Source organism: Oceanobacillus sp. M60, assembly GCF_053839645.1.
Genome location: NZ_JBSSNH010000002.1, coordinates 26,354 through 44,814 on the forward strand (window position 1 = coordinate 26,354; position 18,461 = coordinate 44,814).

At 38.2% G+C, this 18,461-nt stretch carries 19 protein-coding genes; 15 read left to right on the forward strand and 4 right to left on the reverse strand.

Features of this window, described 5'->3' with window-relative positions; genetic code table 11:
- Nucleotides 1-28: 28 nt before the first annotated feature.
- From ACW0TQ_RS04320 to ACW0TQ_RS04330, 3 genes are read left to right on the forward strand one after another with little or no spacing between them, the layout of a single operon-like run.
- Nucleotides 29-817: an ABC transporter permease gene (locus ACW0TQ_RS04320; RefSeq protein WP_256706238.1), complete on the forward strand. Its 789-nt coding sequence runs from the start codon at nt 29-31 to the stop codon at nt 815-817.
- A 38-nt stretch (nt 818-855) separates the two neighbouring features.
- Nucleotides 856-1,581: a response regulator transcription factor gene (locus tag ACW0TQ_RS04325; protein ID WP_193062092.1), complete on the forward strand. Its 726-nt coding sequence runs from the start codon at nt 856-858 to the stop codon at nt 1,579-1,581.
- Entirely contained in the window at nt 1,578-2,627 is a 1,050-nt protein-coding gene (locus ACW0TQ_RS04330; RefSeq protein ID WP_193062093.1) for a sensor histidine kinase, read from the forward strand. Before ACW0TQ_RS04325 ends, ACW0TQ_RS04330 begins: the two co-directional genes overlap by 4 nt.
- Before the next feature lie 139 nt (nt 2,628-2,766).
- Here ACW0TQ_RS04330 and ACW0TQ_RS04335 read toward each other — a convergent pair whose 3' ends face one another.
- Nucleotides 2,767-4,137, reverse strand: a complete 1,371-nt coding sequence (locus ACW0TQ_RS04335; protein ID WP_455725373.1) for an aminotransferase-like domain-containing protein — start codon at nt 4,135-4,137, stop codon at nt 2,767-2,769.
- Between the two features lie 126 nt (nt 4,138-4,263).
- Here ACW0TQ_RS04335 and ACW0TQ_RS04340 point away from each other — a divergent pair, with 126 nt between their 5' ends.
- From ACW0TQ_RS04340 to ACW0TQ_RS04375, 8 genes are all read left to right on the forward strand, one after another.
- Nucleotides 4,264-5,133, forward strand: a complete 870-nt coding sequence (locus tag ACW0TQ_RS04340; RefSeq protein WP_193062095.1) for a DMT family transporter — start codon at nt 4,264-4,266, stop codon at nt 5,131-5,133.
- A 229-nt stretch (nt 5,134-5,362) separates the two neighbouring features.
- On the forward strand, nt 5,363-6,145 hold the full coding sequence (locus tag ACW0TQ_RS04345) for an ABC transporter ATP-binding protein (protein ID WP_256706239.1): 783 nt from the start codon (nt 5,363-5,365) through the stop codon (nt 6,143-6,145).
- Nucleotides 6,146-6,150: 5 nt separating this feature from the next.
- Nucleotides 6,151-6,585, forward strand: a complete 435-nt coding sequence (locus ACW0TQ_RS04350; protein ID WP_455725374.1) for a hypothetical protein — start codon at nt 6,151-6,153, stop codon at nt 6,583-6,585.
- Between the two features lie 132 nt (nt 6,586-6,717).
- Nucleotides 6,718-6,954 (forward strand): hypothetical protein, encoded by a 237-nt coding sequence (locus tag ACW0TQ_RS04355; RefSeq protein ID WP_455725375.1) that lies wholly within the window; start codon nt 6,718-6,720, stop codon nt 6,952-6,954.
- Nucleotides 6,951-7,706, forward strand: a complete 756-nt coding sequence (locus tag ACW0TQ_RS04360) for an ABC transporter permease family protein (protein ID WP_193062097.1) — start codon at nt 6,951-6,953, stop codon at nt 7,704-7,706. Before ACW0TQ_RS04355 ends, ACW0TQ_RS04360 begins: the two co-directional genes overlap by 4 nt.
- A gap of 416 nt (nt 7,707-8,122) precedes the next feature.
- Complete coding sequence (locus ACW0TQ_RS04365) at nt 8,123-8,452, forward strand: PadR family transcriptional regulator (protein ID WP_042533916.1); 330 nt, start codon at nt 8,123-8,125, stop codon at nt 8,450-8,452.
- Nucleotides 8,453-8,800: 348 nt separating this feature from the next.
- Nucleotides 8,801-8,983 (forward strand): hypothetical protein, encoded by a 183-nt coding sequence (locus tag ACW0TQ_RS04370; RefSeq protein WP_042533918.1) that lies wholly within the window; start codon nt 8,801-8,803, stop codon nt 8,981-8,983.
- An 8-nt stretch (nt 8,984-8,991) separates the two neighbouring features.
- Nucleotides 8,992-9,204 (forward strand): hypothetical protein, encoded by a 213-nt coding sequence (locus ACW0TQ_RS04375; protein WP_139089130.1) that lies wholly within the window; start codon nt 8,992-8,994, stop codon nt 9,202-9,204.
- A gap of 522 nt (nt 9,205-9,726) precedes the next feature.
- Here the strand turns inward: ACW0TQ_RS04375 and ACW0TQ_RS04380 are convergent.
- The gene (locus tag ACW0TQ_RS04380) at nt 9,727-10,629 is read right to left on the reverse strand and encodes an alpha/beta hydrolase fold domain-containing protein (RefSeq protein ID WP_042533920.1); all 903 of its coding nucleotides are present in this window, start codon (nt 10,627-10,629) and stop codon (nt 9,727-9,729) included.
- Nucleotides 10,630-11,377: 748 nt separating this feature from the next.
- Here ACW0TQ_RS04380 and ACW0TQ_RS04385 point away from each other — a divergent pair.
- From ACW0TQ_RS04385 to ACW0TQ_RS04400, 4 genes are all read left to right on the forward strand, one after another.
- Nucleotides 11,378-11,776, forward strand: a complete 399-nt coding sequence (locus tag ACW0TQ_RS04385) for a c-type cytochrome (protein ID WP_042533922.1) — start codon at nt 11,378-11,380, stop codon at nt 11,774-11,776.
- A 218-nt stretch (nt 11,777-11,994) separates the two neighbouring features.
- Nucleotides 11,995-13,866, forward strand: coding sequence for a serine hydrolase domain-containing protein (locus tag ACW0TQ_RS04390; protein WP_052485058.1), 1,872 nt, complete (start codon nt 11,995-11,997; stop codon nt 13,864-13,866).
- Between the two features lie 99 nt (nt 13,867-13,965).
- Nucleotides 13,966-15,486: a plasmid pRiA4b ORF-3 family protein gene (locus ACW0TQ_RS04395; protein WP_455725376.1), complete on the forward strand. Its 1,521-nt coding sequence runs from the start codon at nt 13,966-13,968 to the stop codon at nt 15,484-15,486.
- 117 nt (nt 15,487-15,603) lie between these two features.
- On the forward strand, nt 15,604-15,954 hold the full coding sequence (locus ACW0TQ_RS04400) for a hypothetical protein (protein WP_052485059.1): 351 nt from the start codon (nt 15,604-15,606) through the stop codon (nt 15,952-15,954).
- A gap of 79 nt (nt 15,955-16,033) precedes the next feature.
- On the opposite strand, the gene ACW0TQ_RS04405 is transcribed toward ACW0TQ_RS04400, so the two are convergent.
- Nucleotides 16,034-16,993 (reverse strand): bile acid:sodium symporter family protein, encoded by a 960-nt coding sequence (locus ACW0TQ_RS04405; protein ID WP_042533925.1) that lies wholly within the window; start codon nt 16,991-16,993, stop codon nt 16,034-16,036.
- The gene (locus ACW0TQ_RS04410; protein ID WP_042533927.1) at nt 16,990-18,375 is read right to left on the reverse strand and encodes an FAD-binding oxidoreductase; all 1,386 of its coding nucleotides are present in this window, start codon (nt 18,373-18,375) and stop codon (nt 16,990-16,992) included. Before ACW0TQ_RS04410 ends, ACW0TQ_RS04405 begins: the two co-directional genes overlap by 4 nt.
- Between the last annotated feature and the right edge of the window lie 86 nt (nt 18,376-18,461).

Here is an 18,461-nt window from a genome sequence, read left to right on the forward strand (position 1 = left end):
ATTTAATGGGAAGCGTGGAGGGAATTAAATGACAGGTTTAATCAAGAATGAAATCTACAAATTCTTTAAACAAAAAAAACTCTATTTGTTTATGGGGGTTATGATTACCGTTCAGCTGGTAAATATATTACAGTATCAGGCGGACAGGGGAGAGCAAGCTGCTTATCTATTGAACGGACAGTCGTATCCGCTGGAGGCGCTAGCCGAATCCTCCCTTTTTATCATCATGTTCCAGGCTATTTTTATTGCGGAATCGATAGCGGAAGAATATAAGCGTGGCACCTTTAAACTGGTATTATTACGCCCTGTTACTCGTATCCAATTTTTAATAGCAAAGTCAGCCGGCGTATTGGTCTGTATCTGTTTTATGGTTGTTTTTACCACCCTCACTGCTTACGGTACAGGCTTCTTTTTCTTAGGCTGGGGCGAGCAGCTGGTGGTTCAAGGAGAACCGCTTTTTTCAAAGGGGGGGTCTATCTATGGTGGAGAGGGGATCGTGCTTACCTACACAGCTGCGTTTGCTTATATTCTGCCTGTATTTGGTTTTGCTATGCTGCTCATGTTTATTGCGTTATTATCACTGAATGTTGGAATAACCATCGGTACAGCATTGGCTTTATTTATATTTGCCCCTTTATTAAATGGAGAGATTACCGCTTATTCCATTGTCCATATCATGAACGCATTTCCTGCTTTATTTATCAACCAGGAAGCATCCCGGGAAATCCTTTTTGATACAGGAGTCATCTTTGTTTATATCGTCATTTTTTACATAGGCAGTCTTATTTTTATCAAAAAGAAGGATGTATTGTTATAATTATTAATATTTAAGACGGGATTAGGAGGGGCTGCGTCATGCGGGATAAAAAGGTTCTGGTCGTTGATGATGAGCTGGAGATTGCGGAATTAATCAAAGATTATTTGGAAGAGGAACAATATGATGTTGAGATTAGTACGGACGGGGAGGAGTGCCTTGCGGTCTTTCGGGAATACCGGCCACATTTGATTGTGCTGGATATTATGCTTCCTGGATTAGACGGAATGGAAGTATGCCGGACGATAAGGGCGGAATCAGCTGTCCCTATCATTATGCTGAGTGCAAAAAAATCAGAGATAGATAAAGTTTTAGGTTTGGGGTTAGGGGCGGATGATTATGTGGTGAAACCGTTCAGCCCAAGAGAAGTAGTTGCTCGTGTAAAGGCGCAGTTAAGAAGATATGATCAGCTTTCAACGGTAGAAAAAGAGGGAAGCGCATCAACAGAATATAAAACAGAAGTCTTAACCTTTGATAATATAGAGATTAATATAAATGCTTATACAGTCAAAATAAATGCAAAACAAATAGAGCTGACAACTAAGGAATTTGAGGTGCTGCGTTTTTTAGCTAAGAGCGCTAACCACGTTTTGACCCGCCAGCAAATTTATGACCACGTGTGGGGAATCAATGAGTATGGCGATTTAAACACCGTAACCATCCATATTAAAAAAATCCGTCAAAAGATAGAAGAGGATACTGCCACCCCTAAATGGATCCAGACTGTCTGGGGCGTAGGCTATAAATTTGTGGGAGATAAAAAATGAGGCTGGGTGTAAGAGGGAAGCTGATTTTGTCCTTTTCATCGATGCTGGTGCTGCCGATAGTGGTTGCGCTGCTTTCTGGAGTCAACTCAAGCAATCGTATTTCCTTTAGCACGCTTCTTCCGGTTTTGCTGGCTCTGCTTATCCCATTTATTATCGGGGCCCTGATTACTGGCTGGGTCATTTCCCGGAATGTTTTAAAGCCTCTAGGAGAATTAGGAAAGGCAACAAGAAATATCAGGGAAGGAAATCTTGATTTTGCTGTTTCCTATCGGGAAAATGATGAGATAGGTGATTTATCTCGTGCTTTTGATGAAATGAAAGACCAGTTAAAAGAATTACGGGAAAAAGAGGCTGCTCACGAAACAGCGCGAAAAGACTTGATTGCCAGTATTTCACATGATTTACGCACGCCGATGTCATCGATTAAAGGCTATGTAGAAGGTTTGCAGGATGGAGTTATCCATGACAAGGACCAATTTCAACGCTATATTTCGGTAATTAAAAATAAAACGGAAAATCTGGATCACTTAATTGAAACACTTTTTCAATATTCGCAATTAGATATAAAGGCAGCAGAAGAAAGCTTTTCTGTTTGGAATTCCCAAGAACTGCTGGAAACAATCATCCATCCAATAAAGCTGGAGTTTATGGATGCGCCGATGCAATTAGAAGTGATAAAGCCTTTTCCGGAGGTGAATCTGCTTGTTAATGCAAACGAGCTCGCCCAGGTTTTCGATAATTTAGTAAGCAATGCGAAAAGATATGTTGGTGAAGAAGGGGTTATTGCGATTAGAGTGAATGTGGATAAACAAAAACTAAAAGTATCTGTAACAGACAATGGAGCAGGTATCACACAAAAAGATCTGCCGTTTGTATTTGAACAGTTTTATCGTACAGAAAAATCCCGATCAAGGCATTTTGGCGGGGCGGGACTCGGGCTAGCTATCTGTAAGAAAATAATTGATAAACATGGCGGTGAGATTTGGGCAGAGAGTGAATGGGGTAAGGGCACATCCTTTTATTTTACAATTCCAGTTTCGTTTTAGATGGATATATACGTGAACTGTATTGCTATGCGCGGAAAGGTGATGATTATAATAAATATTTGAACATCATTCAGGCACTTTGAAAACCCAGCTGTTTTTTTAGCTGGGTTTTCAATTCTTGACAAAAATAATATAACGATTAAGGAATCATTATATTATCCGCAATATAGTTCAATCTTTTCCGGTTCTGTTTTATTGCTTTCGAGATAATTTCGATTCCTTTGTCTATTTTATTCTCTTCGATTTTTGAAATGCATATTCTTATCGCGTTTTCCTTATTAAAATCATCTAGGTACATATCTGAGCAATCTTTAACGTACACGCTTTGTTCTTTCAGTATATTGGTTATATATGCCGCCTTGATATTGTCAGGTAAGTAAATACAAATAAAAAATCCATTATTGGGTTTGCTGTATTTAATAGAATCATCAAAATATGTTTTGCACGCTTCAAGCAGAATATCTAACTTGTTTTTGTATACCTTTTTTATTTTATCAATGTGAGTATGAAACATACCGCTTTTAAGGTATATTTCAAAAGCCCCCTGTGAGATGGCCGGACTATTAAAATCAGATGTAAATTTATACTTAATAAACTCATTTTTCATCCTGTCAGGTACGATAATTGAAGCAATCCTCATCCCTGGCAGAAAAACTTTTGAAAAGCTTTTGATATAGATAACCCTATTTGTGTCATCGAAGCTATAAAAAGGGTCGGCTTTCGTATCTAAATCTAATTCGCTTAAATAATCATCTTCAACTAAGTAAACATCGTATTTTTGAATTAAAGCGAGGATTCTTTTTTTATCTTCATTCGAATAACTGAAGCCGGAGGGATTCTGAAATCTGGTTATGACATAAAATAATTTGATATCATGATTTTTTAAGATATGCTCCAGACTTTCTAAGTCAATACCATTTTTCGAAACATCCAGCCCATAGATATTGCAATCGGTATTTTTGATAGACTCCAAGGCGCCATAATATGTAGGCTGTTCCACGAGAATATTCGTTCTTTTATTAGGCAAGGGCATATTTACAGCTAAATTAATAGCTTGTTGCGCTCCGGTGGTTATAAATAGATTATTCACATCTGCGAAAACTTGAAAATCCTGCAGGTATTTTTGTATTTCGCACCTTAAACTATAAATACCTTCAAAAGGGGAGTAGGAGAATATTTCATTTTTATATATATCTATTGCCTGATTAATACAATGTTGAAAATCTTTATACGGCATGACATTCAAATCAGGACTTGCCGATAAAAAATCAAAAACTTCAAGGTTATCTTCCTCACGTTCCATGCTTTCAATTACATAATATCCGCTTTTGCTGACGGAGTATATATAATGTTTACCCTCCAATTCTTGATAAGCCCTAATAATGGTGCTTTTATTGCAGGAAAATTCTTCTGCCATTGCTCTGATCGAGGGCAATTTATCACTTGGTTTTAATTTCTCCTCTTTAATCAAACTTATAATATAACGAACCACTTTTTCAAATTTATTCATTAAAATACCTCCCTGTTCAGGTTTGTACCGGTACACATCGTGATAACTCTTCTTTTATGATGAAAATTATTATATTAGTATGTTATATGTACCGGTACAATAATTCAATGAAAAGGAGCAGTATTTATGGAAGAGCGTAATCATTTATCGGGTTTTGTTTGGGGGATGCTTGGAGTGCTATGTTTCAGCCTCACATTACCAGCAACGAATGTAGCGGTTCAATATTTTAATTCTACATTTGTTGGACTTGGCAGAACAATACCAGCCTCGCTATTGGCTGTCTTATTTTTGATAATCAATAAACAACCTGTACCGACCAAAAAACAATTCAGAGATCTTTTTATTATTGCGTTTGGGGCAGTTTTAATTTTCCCGCTGTTAACAACCTATGCAATGGCAGATTTACCAGTATCTCACGGGGCAGTTGAAATAGCATTGCTTCCGTTGGCCACAGCATTTTTTGCGATGATTATAGCGAATGAAAGGCCTGCTTTTAAATTTTGGGTAGCTAGTTCGATCGCTTCTTTATCTGTGATTATATATGCATTTACTTTAGGATTAGGAACTATCCATTTGGCGGATATGGCGTTGATTATATCTGTCATTATATTGGGATTGAGTTATGCGATGGGGGCTAAATTAGCTAAAGAAATAGGCAGCTGGCAAACCATAGCTTGGTCCGTCATTATTGGAGCTCCCTTATTTTTAATACCTGTTATTCGTTCTATTCATGCAGAAGAAATCTTAGCTGTGCCTATAACGGGCTGGGTGAGCTTTATTTATTTAGCAGTAATCAGTCAATTTTTGGCGTATGTATTTTGGTATAAAGGATTGTCTGTCGGCGGAATTTCCAAAGTAAGTCAACTGCAATATTTACAACCTTTTTTAATGATTACATTCTCTTTTTTATTTCTGAATGAAGTATTTAATTTGTATACCGTAATTATTGCTGTTGTAACCGTCAGCTGCGTGATTATTGGTAAAAACGCAGCATGAATGAGGGGGCGTAAAAGAAAGTACCGTTAAAGTTTAATATACTTTTATTAATCCGCGGCTGGAAAAAACATATTTTCCAGCTGTTTTTTGAAGGTGAAAAAATGACTTTTTGAAATCAGTAGTATTTGTATACCTGGTCCTTGTTTATTGAATTGTAATCTTTCTGTTAATAGACGTATATAAAGTCAAATGCAGCAGTTTATTTTTCGCTACTATACTAAAGAAGTACATGAAAAAAACGATTGGAAGAAAGGGAGCGATGTATTTGCATGCGAAAAATAGCAGGACAGGAACAGAAGCGATTGCAGTTAATAATGTAACAAAACGATACGGCAAGAAAACAGCCATTGAAAATGTATCGTTCACAGCACAACCAGGCCGGGTGACTGGATTTTTAGGGCCTAACGGAGCAGGGAAATCGAGTACACTGCGCATTTTACTCGGTTTGGATTTTCCTACCAGCGGCACAGCGCTTATTGAAGGTAAACCATTTGTTAATCATCGTCAGCCATTGCGAACAGTTGGTGCGATGCTAGATGGTGCTGCGGCTGTTCTGGAGCGCCGGGGTATTGATCACCTAAAGTGGATAGCTGAATCGAATCGTATTCCAAAAGAAAGAATCGTTGAAGTACTGGAAATGGTGGGTCTTTCTAATGCGGCAAAAGCAAGAGTGAAAAAGTATTCTTTAGGGATGAAACAGCGTCTTGGTCTGGCTGCTGCATTACTTGGAGAGCCCCGAATTCTTATACTCGATGAGCCTGTAAATGGGTTAGATCCTGAAGGTATCCGGAGTGTGCGGCGACTTCTGCAAGACTATGCACGAAATGGGAATACGGTGTTACTCTCCAGTCACTTAATGGACGAAACGTCGAAAATAGTGGATGATATTGTGATTATCAATAATGGAAAGATTATTGATTCAGGATCGCTGGAAGAGGTTGTTGCAGATCATGATTCTCTTGAGGAAGCTTTTTTTGCCTTAACTGGTATCAAGAGCGAAGAAAGCTGGTGATGAGCATGATAGCAGCAATACGATCTGAATTCACAAAAATAATTACATTGCGAAGCGTTTGGATTATCACCTTTATCTTATTGGGTGCCGGTCTCTTATTTCATTATTTTAGTGGAACTGGCTTCTTGGGAAACCTAAAAACGTTAGATGGGAATGGCATGCACTGGGAGTATAGAAGACCCATCAAAGCAGAACTAGATTTTTTCAGCACCATCGGTTCAGCAATATTTAATCCTGGAATCCTGTTCCCATTACTTGGTGCAGTCATTGCGGGTGCTGAATTTCAGGCTGGCCAATTAGGAATTAGTTTGCTTGCAGTGCCTTCCCGAAAGCAAATGATTATCAGTAAGGTTATTGCGACAATCCTTTATACACTTGGCATTGGAATTGTTTATGCCATCATATCGCTGGTTACAGCGTACTTTATGGTCAAAGATTAGCAGCTAGATATCTTATCGTCACCTGAAGTGTTTATCCGGATTTCAGGGGGTATCTTTTTCCTTGTCGCGATTACCTTGATATCTTTAGGCATCACGCTTATTACCCGGCGAACCCTTTTGGGTATTTTAATCATGGGTGGATTTATTGGGGTGACCATGTCCCAAGCGATTGCTTCATTTGCGCCAGCCGTGGACGCATGGACACCAATTAGCGCAGCTCGTAATTTTTTATTACAAGAACCAGCTATGCCTGTGATAGGACCGCCATTCAGTTCGAGTAATCTAATGGGAGGGATGGTGTTAGCCCTCTGGCTTATTGGCGTATTAATTGTTTCACTCATTCTAATGAAGCGGAGGGACGCCCGATGAAGGTAGCTGCTTCTGAGCAAACTGTCATTTCTTTCTCGGATGTAGTTCGATCTGAATTCACTAAGATTATCTCACATCCAACAATCGTACTATTTATCATTATCACCACGATTATGAATCTTGGGCTTGCTATATTGGACACAAGTGGTCTTGTTTTTTATCCTGGAAATGATATGCCTCCGTCTACAGTGGCAGATTTTGGTCTTGTTATGTTTGCTCCTATTTACGCGTTTCTTATTCTGCCTGTTTATGCAGCAAGCAGTGAATATCAAGAGGGGCAGAATCGTATGACGTTAATTACTGTTCCTAATCGTCAGCTATTAATGAAAGGAAAAATAGTTGCGGTGGGACTGGCGGTGTTATGCGGAATATTGGTTACTATCATCCCGTCACGATTAATTATTCATATCTTTTCGGATGTAGATATGAGCTGCATTTTGATTGATCTCACACGCTGGACAGCGGTCTACTTGCTAATGTCTATCATTGCTTTTAGCATTGCGGGATTAACGCGCAGCGCCATCGTACCACTTTCCATTTTGATTATGATTCCTATATTTATTGCGACTGGTATTTTACAATGGCCAGAAGGACTGCGATTCCTGCCGGATCAAGCGAGCATGAGCTTACTCGGAACGCCTGCTTATGAAGTGACCGAACTGTCACCGTGGATTGCTTTCTTTACGCTTTTTGTTTGGGGGGTAATATGTGCAATTGCTTATTGGCTGTCTTTTCTTCGGAGGGATAGCTAAGCAGCGATAAGAGAGAAGCAGCTGCAGCTAAAAGCTTCGCAATAATTCCCTTGATCCTCTATTATTCGCATCTTGTTTTAAAAAAAGCAGGGTGCGGATTGTTTATCTTATAGTATTTTCATATTATAAGATTGTTCCTCACTCATTTATAAAATCTCATTAAAAGTCTAAAAAAGGTCAATACTAAATTACTAATGTAAAAAGAGTGGTTATTTAATTAATTACTCTTTTATGAAAATACAATATTATAATTATGAGTTTCATATATTTTTTTAAATGTATTAATATCTGGTATAATAATATTTATAGATATTTGAAATGATAAATCTGTTTTATATATAATTACTTTAACAGGAAGAGTAATCAGTTGATTTATTACTCTACCAGATATGGTTATGTGATAAGGAGGATATGTTATGATTAGAAGTGATATTATACGAGGACATTTAGAATCGATTATACTGCGTCTGATTTATGAAAATGATCAGTACGGTTATGAAATATCAAAGCAAATCAGCTTACGGACTGAAAGTCGTTTTCAGATTAAAGAAGCGACACTATATGCCGTTTTTCAGCGTCTTGAAAAGAAAGGATTAATCGAATCTTACTATGGTAAAGTGTCTCATGGCGGAAAGCGAAAATATTATAGAATTACGATGTTGGGGAAAGCATATTTAAAAGAGACAGCCAGAGAGTGGGAGGAAACAAAAGAAATTATTGATTTGTTTATGGAAGGATTAGATTGAAGAAGACGCAGTATTAATTTGAAATTGTTTTTTGGTATTAAGAAGTCTGAAAGGCAACGATTTGATGTCTTTAAACGAACACGGATTTTTTACGGGGAAAAAGAGGACATGGATAATGTAAATGATTTATTTGGCGAATTAAAAATGAAGCCGTTTTAAAAACAGGTGTTGAAGAAGACAGGGTTAAGTTATATTATTTAGATATGGGATATTTTTGGAAGTTTATAAACTACTATGCATCTTTAGCGCATTATTACCTGTTCCATATCAGGGCACATTTTCGGAATAGGTAACAACGTGCAAGTATCTTTTTAAAGAAAAATTTGTGAAGGGAAGGAGAATTTTGTTTTGTCAGCATCTGTAGGCGGATTAAATATGGGAGACGTAATAATTCAATTACTCTTTTTGTTACTTGTTATTTTGCTCGTTATAGGAATCGTATCGCTCGTCGTCATGTGTATCAAAAGAAATAAAAGAATAAGTCAATTAGAAGAAAAAATTGATAAATTACAGTCAGAGAAAGATAAATAGCTTTTCTTGTGAATGAAATTACGCTTTACTCCCAAATTGACGGTAATGAAAAGGGGCGATTTTTTACAGCAGATAGGGTTGGTAAAATGAATAATGATAAAAAAGCAGGATTTGGTCAGGAAATGGCATCTAAATGGTTTTTAAACGTGCCAAAACGGCTCAGGTTTTCCATTATATTTGGAGCTTTAATAGTGTTGATTTATTTAGTAAATAAAGGATAGGTTATTAACAAGTTTCCCAGCATGGATTTATATATAGCCTGCCAGTTTTTTTGCTCTGACGCTCCCTCTGTACGATCGTTTGCCACTTCCAGTTCTGCTCTATATTTCTGGAATGACCGTCTCTGTATTCAGGCGGGATTATCTTACATTCGAATTATTACATAATTACTTTGGGGGAGCGTTTGCCGGTTTGGACAGTTACATTGCTTGTCGCTGTTCTGTTCTGCATTGGTCGTGAACTGTTTATTCCTTAACGATTTGCTCCAATTTAAATTTTTCCGGCGTGAAGCATCTTTATCACGGGAATGGTGAGGCATCTCTGCGGACCAAATTAGGAATTACATACGTAATATTGTTTCCGCACCTGTCATTTTACTTTATTTTTGCTTTTAATTCGTTTTATGTAAAGAAAAGCGGGAAAAGCAACGCTTTAGCGGCTGCTTTGTTGTAAGCTGTCCTGAAAAGGTCGCAGGTTGATACAGTTTCTGAACAGGAAGTTGAATACGTTAGGCAGCGAATACATCAGCTGTTTGTTATAATATCTACTATTTCTTTGGTTGCTTCTCTGGCCTCTGGAATGGGGTAAAGCACAAAGATATGGTTCATTTCCGGATATTCAAAATAATTAATGTGGATGTCTTGCGATGCAGCCATCTCTTGAAATTTTTTAGCATCTGGTAAAAGAACTTCATGTGTCCCAATAAACAAAGTAATTTCTCCTATCCCATGTATCTCTCCATTTATCGGACTTAGTAAATAATTATCTCGGTCAGTACCTCCTGCATATGCCTTTCCCATTTGAATCAGCCCATAGATACCTAACATCGGGTCTTTAGGTTCGAGTTCATGAGCTTCTGGATTTTTCATCGTAATATCAAGCCAAGGCGAAATTAATATGATATGTCGGGGCTGTGGTAGCCCCTGTTCCAAAAGCAATTGTGCTAATGCTAATGCAAATCCTCCGCCAGCAGAGTCACCCATCAAAATAATATTATCGCTATCGGTTGTTTCTAACATCCATTTGTATATTGGAAGCACTTTTTCGAAAGACTCTTTATAATGATGATTGGGTGCTTTTGGATAAATAGGAACATATATGTTAGCTTTGGTTTCTCTTGCTACTTTCCCAAGAAAATGCCAGTGATATAACGAGGGCTGCTTGATATAACCGCCTCCATGCAAATAGAGGATGGATTTTCCTGAGTGATTCTCTTCTTGATTAAAGATATACCATTCCATTCCATCAAACATCTTTTTTTCAATGTTGAACCTTGTCTGGATATATTTTGGCAGGTCATATGGTTTCTCATTTTCTTTTTGTTTTTCTTTTAGAAACGATTTGAATAATTGAGGATCGGTAAAACTGTCTTTATTACTCAGCCGTGTAAGTATACGTTCCGCAATCCGGCTTTGAAAACTTCTCATATTCTTTTCCTCCTGTAGGTCACTATTCACCAGCGTTTAATAAACCTCGGACAATACGCAGGGGGGGCCTCACTTATAATATCCATTTCCTAATTTGTAAAATATGTATCCATCAGGAATACCTGCTGTTGACTTTTCTTATCTTTATACTAGCAGTAATCGTTTAGCTTTGTACAACCATTAGCACTTTTCTTTGTAAGCATAAATCCCCGTATAACTTCATTTTTAAACAAAAGGGAATGGCTGTATCCTTGAATTTCTATCTTACCGTTCTCGATTATGCACTTTTTACATGAATACAAAATGTCTGTCTCTATTATAATATATAAACTGCAAATTCTACATACCATATAGGTATATGCTGCTCTCCATTATTTAACGTTTTTATAAAATTTAACTCGCCTACCGAATTGAAACCATCAACATATTCCTGTCATTTTACCTAATCATTATTCTCTTTATTCTTTAAGCTTTTGGGTAAGATGATTAGCACCAGCTGTTATAGAAAAAATGATATATGTTTTTCTTGTTAAGGGGGATTATATAAGCATATATAAAGCTTTAAAAAGAAAAGAGGAGTAAAATGAAAATTGAGAATATAATGTAACATTATTGGTTCAATCACATTTTCGGGGTCTCCATTTACTGGCTTCTTCGAGATAATCATGAAGTTGATTTGATACGAGATAGCCTATTCATTACCCGTATTTTGTGAATAATTCAAATCATCCAAAGGAGGAGAAGTAAGTTGAAAAAATTCTATCTTTTGTTTTTAGCATTCACTTTAGCAATTGTACTTGCGGCTTGTGACGGTGATAATGGCAGTGACAGCGGTGATGAAGGGGCTGATAATACGGAAAACAGTGAGGAAACGGAATCATCTGATCCAGGGGGAGAAGCGGAAGATGGAGAATCTGCAAGTATTGAAACTGGAGAAGAAGTTTTTCAAAATAATTGTGCCAGCTGTCATGGTCAAGATTTGTCAGGAGCAGCCGGTCCAAATTTAACCGAAGTTGGCAGCAATTATTCACAGGATGAAATTGCTGATATCGTTGAAAATGGAACAGACGGAGGAATGCCGGCCTTTCCGGATCTTGGTGATGATGATTTGGATGAACTTGCGAAATGGCTGAGCGAGCATAAATAATATAGTGCAATGATCAGAAAAACAACAGTTCCCATGCAGCTGTTGTTTTTCTTTTGCCATATCCGTAAATAAAAAGGGATTTAAAGACTCTCTGAAGAAGTATGAATATATAAAAATCATTTTGGGGCGGAGAAGCTTTGTAATGTGAACGTTATTTCAAAATAATTGGCCAGTTTATTTAGAAGCTTATTTAACCAAAAAGAGAGAAGGGTAGCAAGATGATAAAAAGAATCAGTATTTTTCTTCACATAGTTTTTTTCAGCTTATGTTTTCCCTATACTTTTTCAGCGGCAGAAAATACAACGCCATCTGGTATTCCAATAGAAGAACTGGAGCAGTTCGTTGACGAATATGCTGAAGAATACATAGGTAGCACTGTAGCAGGAGCGGCAATCATTGCTATTAAAGACAATCAAATTGTTCTATCTAAAGGATATGGGTATGCCGACGTAGAAAATCAAATTCCAATGAATCCGGATACAACTGTTCTCGAATGGGGATCGATTACAAAATTATTTGTATGGGTCTCTGCGATGCAGCTTGCTGAACAGGGAGAACTGGATTTAGAGGAGGATATACGAACTTATTTGCCGGAGGAATTTTTGACCAAATTAAATTACGATGACCCCATTACCATCTTGAATTTAATGCATCATAATGCAGGCTTTGAAGAATATATTTTTGATTTGCTGTTTGAATCTCCGGAGCAGTTGGTTGACTTGGAAGAATCCTTAAAATTAGCAGAGCCGGAACAGGTTTATAAGCCTGGAGAAGTTGTTGCTTATTCCAATTACTCAACTTCTTTAGCAGCTTATATTATTGAAGAGATTACCGGACAGCCGTTTTATGATTATGTGAATGAGCATATTTTTGATGAATTGGAAATGAATCATTCCACCATGCATTTACCTGTAGAAGATAATCAGGAAATTACGCGTCATAAAGGGATAGGTTATTTTCCTGGAGAGAATGGTGATTTTATGGAATCACAGTCTTTTTATATTTCTATGTATCCCAGCGGGGGAATAAATGGAACAGCAGCCGATTTAGCAAAGTTCGCACAGGCTTTGATGCCGTCTGAACCAGAAAAGACTTCTTTATTCCAAGAAGACCAGACACTTCAAAAATTACTTACAACAAGCTATGCTCCAGAAGAAGGAGTTCCCGGACTTGCTCACGGTTTTTGGGAATATGATGGCGAATACAGAGGATTGACCCATTCCGGTAATACGGTCGCTTACTCCAGTAATATGCAAATTGTTCCTGAAGATAATTTTGCGATTGTCATCTTAACTAATCAAGCAGATGAAATCGATCTTTTATTTGGTCTGACAGATGAATTAGTGGGCAGAGGGGATCAAACAGTTCGAGAAAACCTCCCGCCGGCTGCTGAAGTAGAAGGATCTTATTTATCGGCACGCCGTACGTTTAATGGTTTTATGAATCTTTACGCATATCTTGCACCACTCGATGTTAAGCCAATGGATGACAATGAAATTGAATTGGATTTAGCAGGGTTCAAAGCAACTTATGTACAAACAAGTCCTTATGTTTATAAATTAAAAAGCGGAGATGACGTATTTATACCAAGTAATGTCATGTACTTTCATGTAAATGATGGGATGTCCGAACAGATTTCAACTGCTTATGCGGATTATCTTCCTATGGACAAAAATACTCCTTTTCTGCTCATTAGCTTAGGACTGTTTATTTGGTGCATGGTTTATTTTTTAATTTCTCCTTTTGTGTTAATGGTGCTGGCATTTTTTCGAAGGAGACGAAAACGAAAAAAAGCGCCAATTGCAAAGTGGAATTGGTTATTAATGCTATCTGGAACTTTACTGGCAGTGAATATAGCGGTTCTGATTATCCGTATGCTATCTAACCCGATGCGCACCTATTCCGAGCTGCTGCCACACTTTATAGGGAATTATCTCTTTACCGCGACCAGTATTATCGCTGTTGTAATGATGATTTTGGTCAGGAAAAAAGCTCCGTTGTCCAAAATGCAAAAGACCGGCTATCTGCTAACGGGTTTCAGCAGTATTCTGTTTATTATTTGGCTGATTATCTGGCAGATGTACGCATAAAAATAGTTGCATTTTTTTACTATGAAAGCTTAAGTTAAATGTGAAAGCTATAATAGAAAATGAACAGACAAAATGAAAATAGAGAGAGGGTGTATTTTCTTGGTTCTTCAATTAAATATTCAAGTAAAAGATGTGAACCCCGCGAAACAGCGAACACTAATCGTATCGGAACAGAGTACTTTTGAAGAATTGCATCTATTCCTGCAGACTGCATTTGCGTGGTCTGACGAACATTTGCACTTTTTTTCACAGAAAGGTACCTCGATTGTGCCACAAGCAGGAGATCTACTTGAACAGACAGGGGCCGTTGATGAAAAAACGGCGATCTTAACGGATTTCTTGAAAAATCCCGGTGATAAGCTGACCTATATTTATGATTTGAATCTGGATTGGCAGCATGAGATTATTTTGGAACAAAAAGTGGAGCTGCCGATGGATCTGCCATTACCATTCTGTCTTGCGGCAGAAGGGAACCAGCCTTTGGAAAAAGGTTTCGAGAATACGTATACGTTTTCCGACAATGAGGAACTTGTAGAATACATCAATCATCAATTAAGTGTGTTTTACGAAGACTGGCTTCTTGGTGAAGAAGGCGCTGAGGAAATAGAGCCGGATGAATCGGAATGGAATCAATTATTTGATGCAGCTGATCAAGTGAAAGAAAAACAACCATGGCTTGAAATTCAAGATAATCAATTTATTGCAGTCTGGTCGGATAGGGTAAATGATTATGTCTATTGTTCCATCATGGGGAATGCAGGAGAAAGTTATGGCGTTTCCGGTTTTCTGGGTAGCAGAGGGTTATTATCTTATCTGGATCTGCTGGATGACGATCCATTTGATGATAATTTAGCAGTTGTTTTCATGCAGTATTCTCTTACAGTTAATTTTAATAGCAGAGAGGAATTGAATGAGGACGAATATGATTTAATTAAAAGTCTCAACAGAAAGTATCGCGGGAAAAATCAATGGCCTTCATTTACCAGCATGATTCCGGATACCGTCCCATGGAGTTTTAATCAAGAAGAAAGTTTGATTTTCACAGAAGTGATGTCTAAACTGGAATCATTCCTTTCACGTACGGATAATCTGTCTAAAATAACTCCGAGCTTTGATAGCGGCAAAATACTCGCTTTAAATAAAGAAGGCGAACAAATCATTTTGTCAACATTTGATCTGGTTGAAAAGGCTGTCCAAGACCCTGATTTAGAATTGGATATGTCAGAAATAGAATGGAAACGGATGAGGAATAAAATAGATAAAATCAATGGCGTGGAGGCGGAGCTGGCATTCATCCAAGCAGGAGAGCCGGTACAGAGGACACCTGAATCCCGGCCATTTCTTCCATATATCCTTGTACTTCTGGATCGACAAACGGGAGCGGTATTACATTATGATTTAGTAGACTCGATTTATTACTCAGAAGGTATCCAAGAAAAAATATTTCAGCTTTTCGAAAAAATAGAAGCCTTGCCGCAAGCGGTCCATATGTTTGATGATTTCATTGCAACACAAGCGGAACCGTTGTTTGATAAATTGTCTCTTCCTTTAGTAAAAACCGAAGAATTACATGGGATGAATCAATTTATTCAAATGATGGAAGAGGATAAGCCTTTTTAGGAAGCTTCTGAGTATAAATAATAGAAACATCCTTTCTTTGTGATGCACATACACATAGAAAGGATGTTTTTCTATCATTTGATTGAATTGAAATAAAAAAGAACAGGAGACCGGTATATGAAGAGATCCATTGAAATAAGCCTAAGCCTCCTTGGCGGGTTATCTTATATATTATCAATCGGATTGTACATGGAAACCATCGATAAGGCATATGGAGATTCAAATCATTTGGGCGGATTATTAGAAGCATTTACCATCGGTTTCGGCATTATGGGGATAGCAATTATCATTTGCATCCTTGCCATTATATGGTTTAAAGGGGATAAGAAATCAAAAGCTGCTGGCATTATACTGCTTATTTTTGCAGCGGCTACGTTACTTATCACCTATGGCGGCGTATTTATCGGGGCTTTCTTTTATATGATTGCGGGTATATTTGGGGTTGTACGTCAAACAAAGACTGGTTAAGTGTCTATCTATAGCAGGTAACACCGTAAAAAATCCAAGCCGAAATTTCAGCCTGGATTTTTTTATGGTAGAATTGACCTCAATTTGCTTTTTTTAATTTCACATCTCTTTTATCGGGTGATTTATTTGCCCAAATGGTTGCGATAATCGGCCCGGAAATATTATGCCAAATCGCACCCCAGACACTTGGTAAGGCCGCAAGCGGACTGAAATGCGTTGTTGCCAAGGAAACGCCGAGCCCTGAATTTTGCATGCCCACTTCGATGGAAATGGCTCTACGATCATTTTCGTTAAGTCCTATCAAACGGGCAGTAAAATAACCTAAAAATAATCCGAAGCTATTGTGTAAGAACACTGCAGCAAATACAAGTGCTCCTGCAGAAGCAACATTGGCAGCATTGGCAGCTGTTACTGCTGTTACGATAATCAAAATGGCTGTAACGGATATTAACGGAACAACGGCAATACTTTTTTTAACGGCAACAGGGAAGAAACGCTGTACCAAGAAACCAAGAATAATAGGGATAATAATAACTTGGATAATGGACAAAAACATGGCTACCGGATTAACGGGCAGCCATTGACCGGCTAATAAATAAAGCAGTAATGGTGTCATAATTGGAGCCAGCATCGTTGAAAAGGAAGTCATCGCAACTGACAGGGCAACGTTCCCTCTTGCTAAATAAACCATCACATTGGATGCGGTGCCTCCTGGGACAGAGCCTAATAAAACAAGTCCGGCTGCAAGCTCTGGGGGCAGCCTTAATAAATAAGCGATACCAAAAGCAACAAGGGGCATAATTGTATATTGTGCCGCTATGCCGATAATTACCGGCAATGGTTTTGTAACAATTAATTTGAAATCAACAGGCTTTAATGTCAGCCCCATACCAAACATAACCACGCCAAGCAAGAGTGTAATAAAGCTTCCAAAAACAAGGAAGGCGGAAGGGAAGATAAACGAAATAACAGCTGCTATAATGACAAGTACTGCAAAATATTTACCGGCTAATGCGCTTATCTTCTCTAATGTTTTCATAGCTTATCCTCGTTATCGATATCTACTATTTTAGTAGGATTTAAGATATTATTTGGATCTAACGCTTTTTTAATATTTGTCATAACGTCGAGAGCTGCTCCATGCTCCACGCGTTGATAAGGTTTCTTTCCAACGCCGACACCATGCTCACCTGTACAGGTTCCGCCTCGCTCCAGCGCATACTGAACGACTTTTTCATTAAATTGTTTTGCTTTTTTAACTTCTTCTTCATTCTCCATATCAATCATAATCAATGAATGGAAGTTTCCGTCACCGACATGCCCTAATATCCCTCCTGGAATAGCTAGTTTTTTTAATTCTTCTCCGGCATAGATAACGGAATTTGCTAATTCTGAAATGGGAACAGCAACGTCTGTCAGCATCATTTTTTTACCGACATAATCATGAATATAAGCGTATGCCAAATTGTGCCTTGCATCCCATAAACGGTTACGGGCGGCATTGTCTGTTTCCGAATTAAAATGGTCACAGCCGTGATCTTGCATAATTTCCTTAGAAAATGCAAGGTCTTCTTGTAAACCAGATTCATTTCCGTGAAATTCCAGGAAAAGCGTCGGCTTAACAGGATAATTGGTTTCACTGAATTTATTGATTTGTTCCACTGAGGCTTCATCTACAAACTCCACTCTGGCGATAGGGATGCCCGCGTGCAAAATAGAAGTTACCGCTTCGATGGCATTCGTCAGACTCGGAAACGTTGCCCGCGCAGCAACAATATGTTCTGGTATGCCATATACCTGAAGCGTTAGTTCGGTAAAGCAGCCAAGTGTTCCTTCAGAACCAATGAAAAGACCGTTCAAATGATAGCCGGAAGCAGACTTTGCAGCCAAATTCCCTGTATGAATTACACTCCCATCCGCAAGAACCACCTCCATATCTCGAACCTGATCACGCATGACGCCGTATTTTACGGTTGTGGTACCGCTGGCATTGGTTGCTGCCATCCCGCCAAGCGTTGCGTTTGCGCCAGGGTCAACGGTGAAAAAGAGACCATATTTCTTTAATTCTTTATTCAGCTGCTCTCTTGTTACACCCGGCTGGACCCTGACAAGTAAATCACCTTCTTTTATTTCCAGAATCTGATTCATTAATGAAAAGTCTATGGTAATACCATTTTTATAAGGGATGACATGTCCTTCTAAACTCGTCCCAACTCCAAATGGCGTTACCGGCGTTTGGTATTCTTGGGCAATCTCCATAATATGCGTAACATCCTCAGTTGATTTTGGGAAAACAACGATATCCGGAAGACTTGTCTGTTGATAGGTTTCGTCTTTGCTATGTAGCTCTCTCACCGTATCATTGTCAGAGATTTGATCGTGCGCTAATTTTGTACCTAATGCTTGTATTACTTGTTTCATAGCTTTACTCCTTTCAATCGTTAAAATGGAAAATCCGTTGTAAATATATCCTGCTATAAGGATAATATGTATTATCCTTATTATAA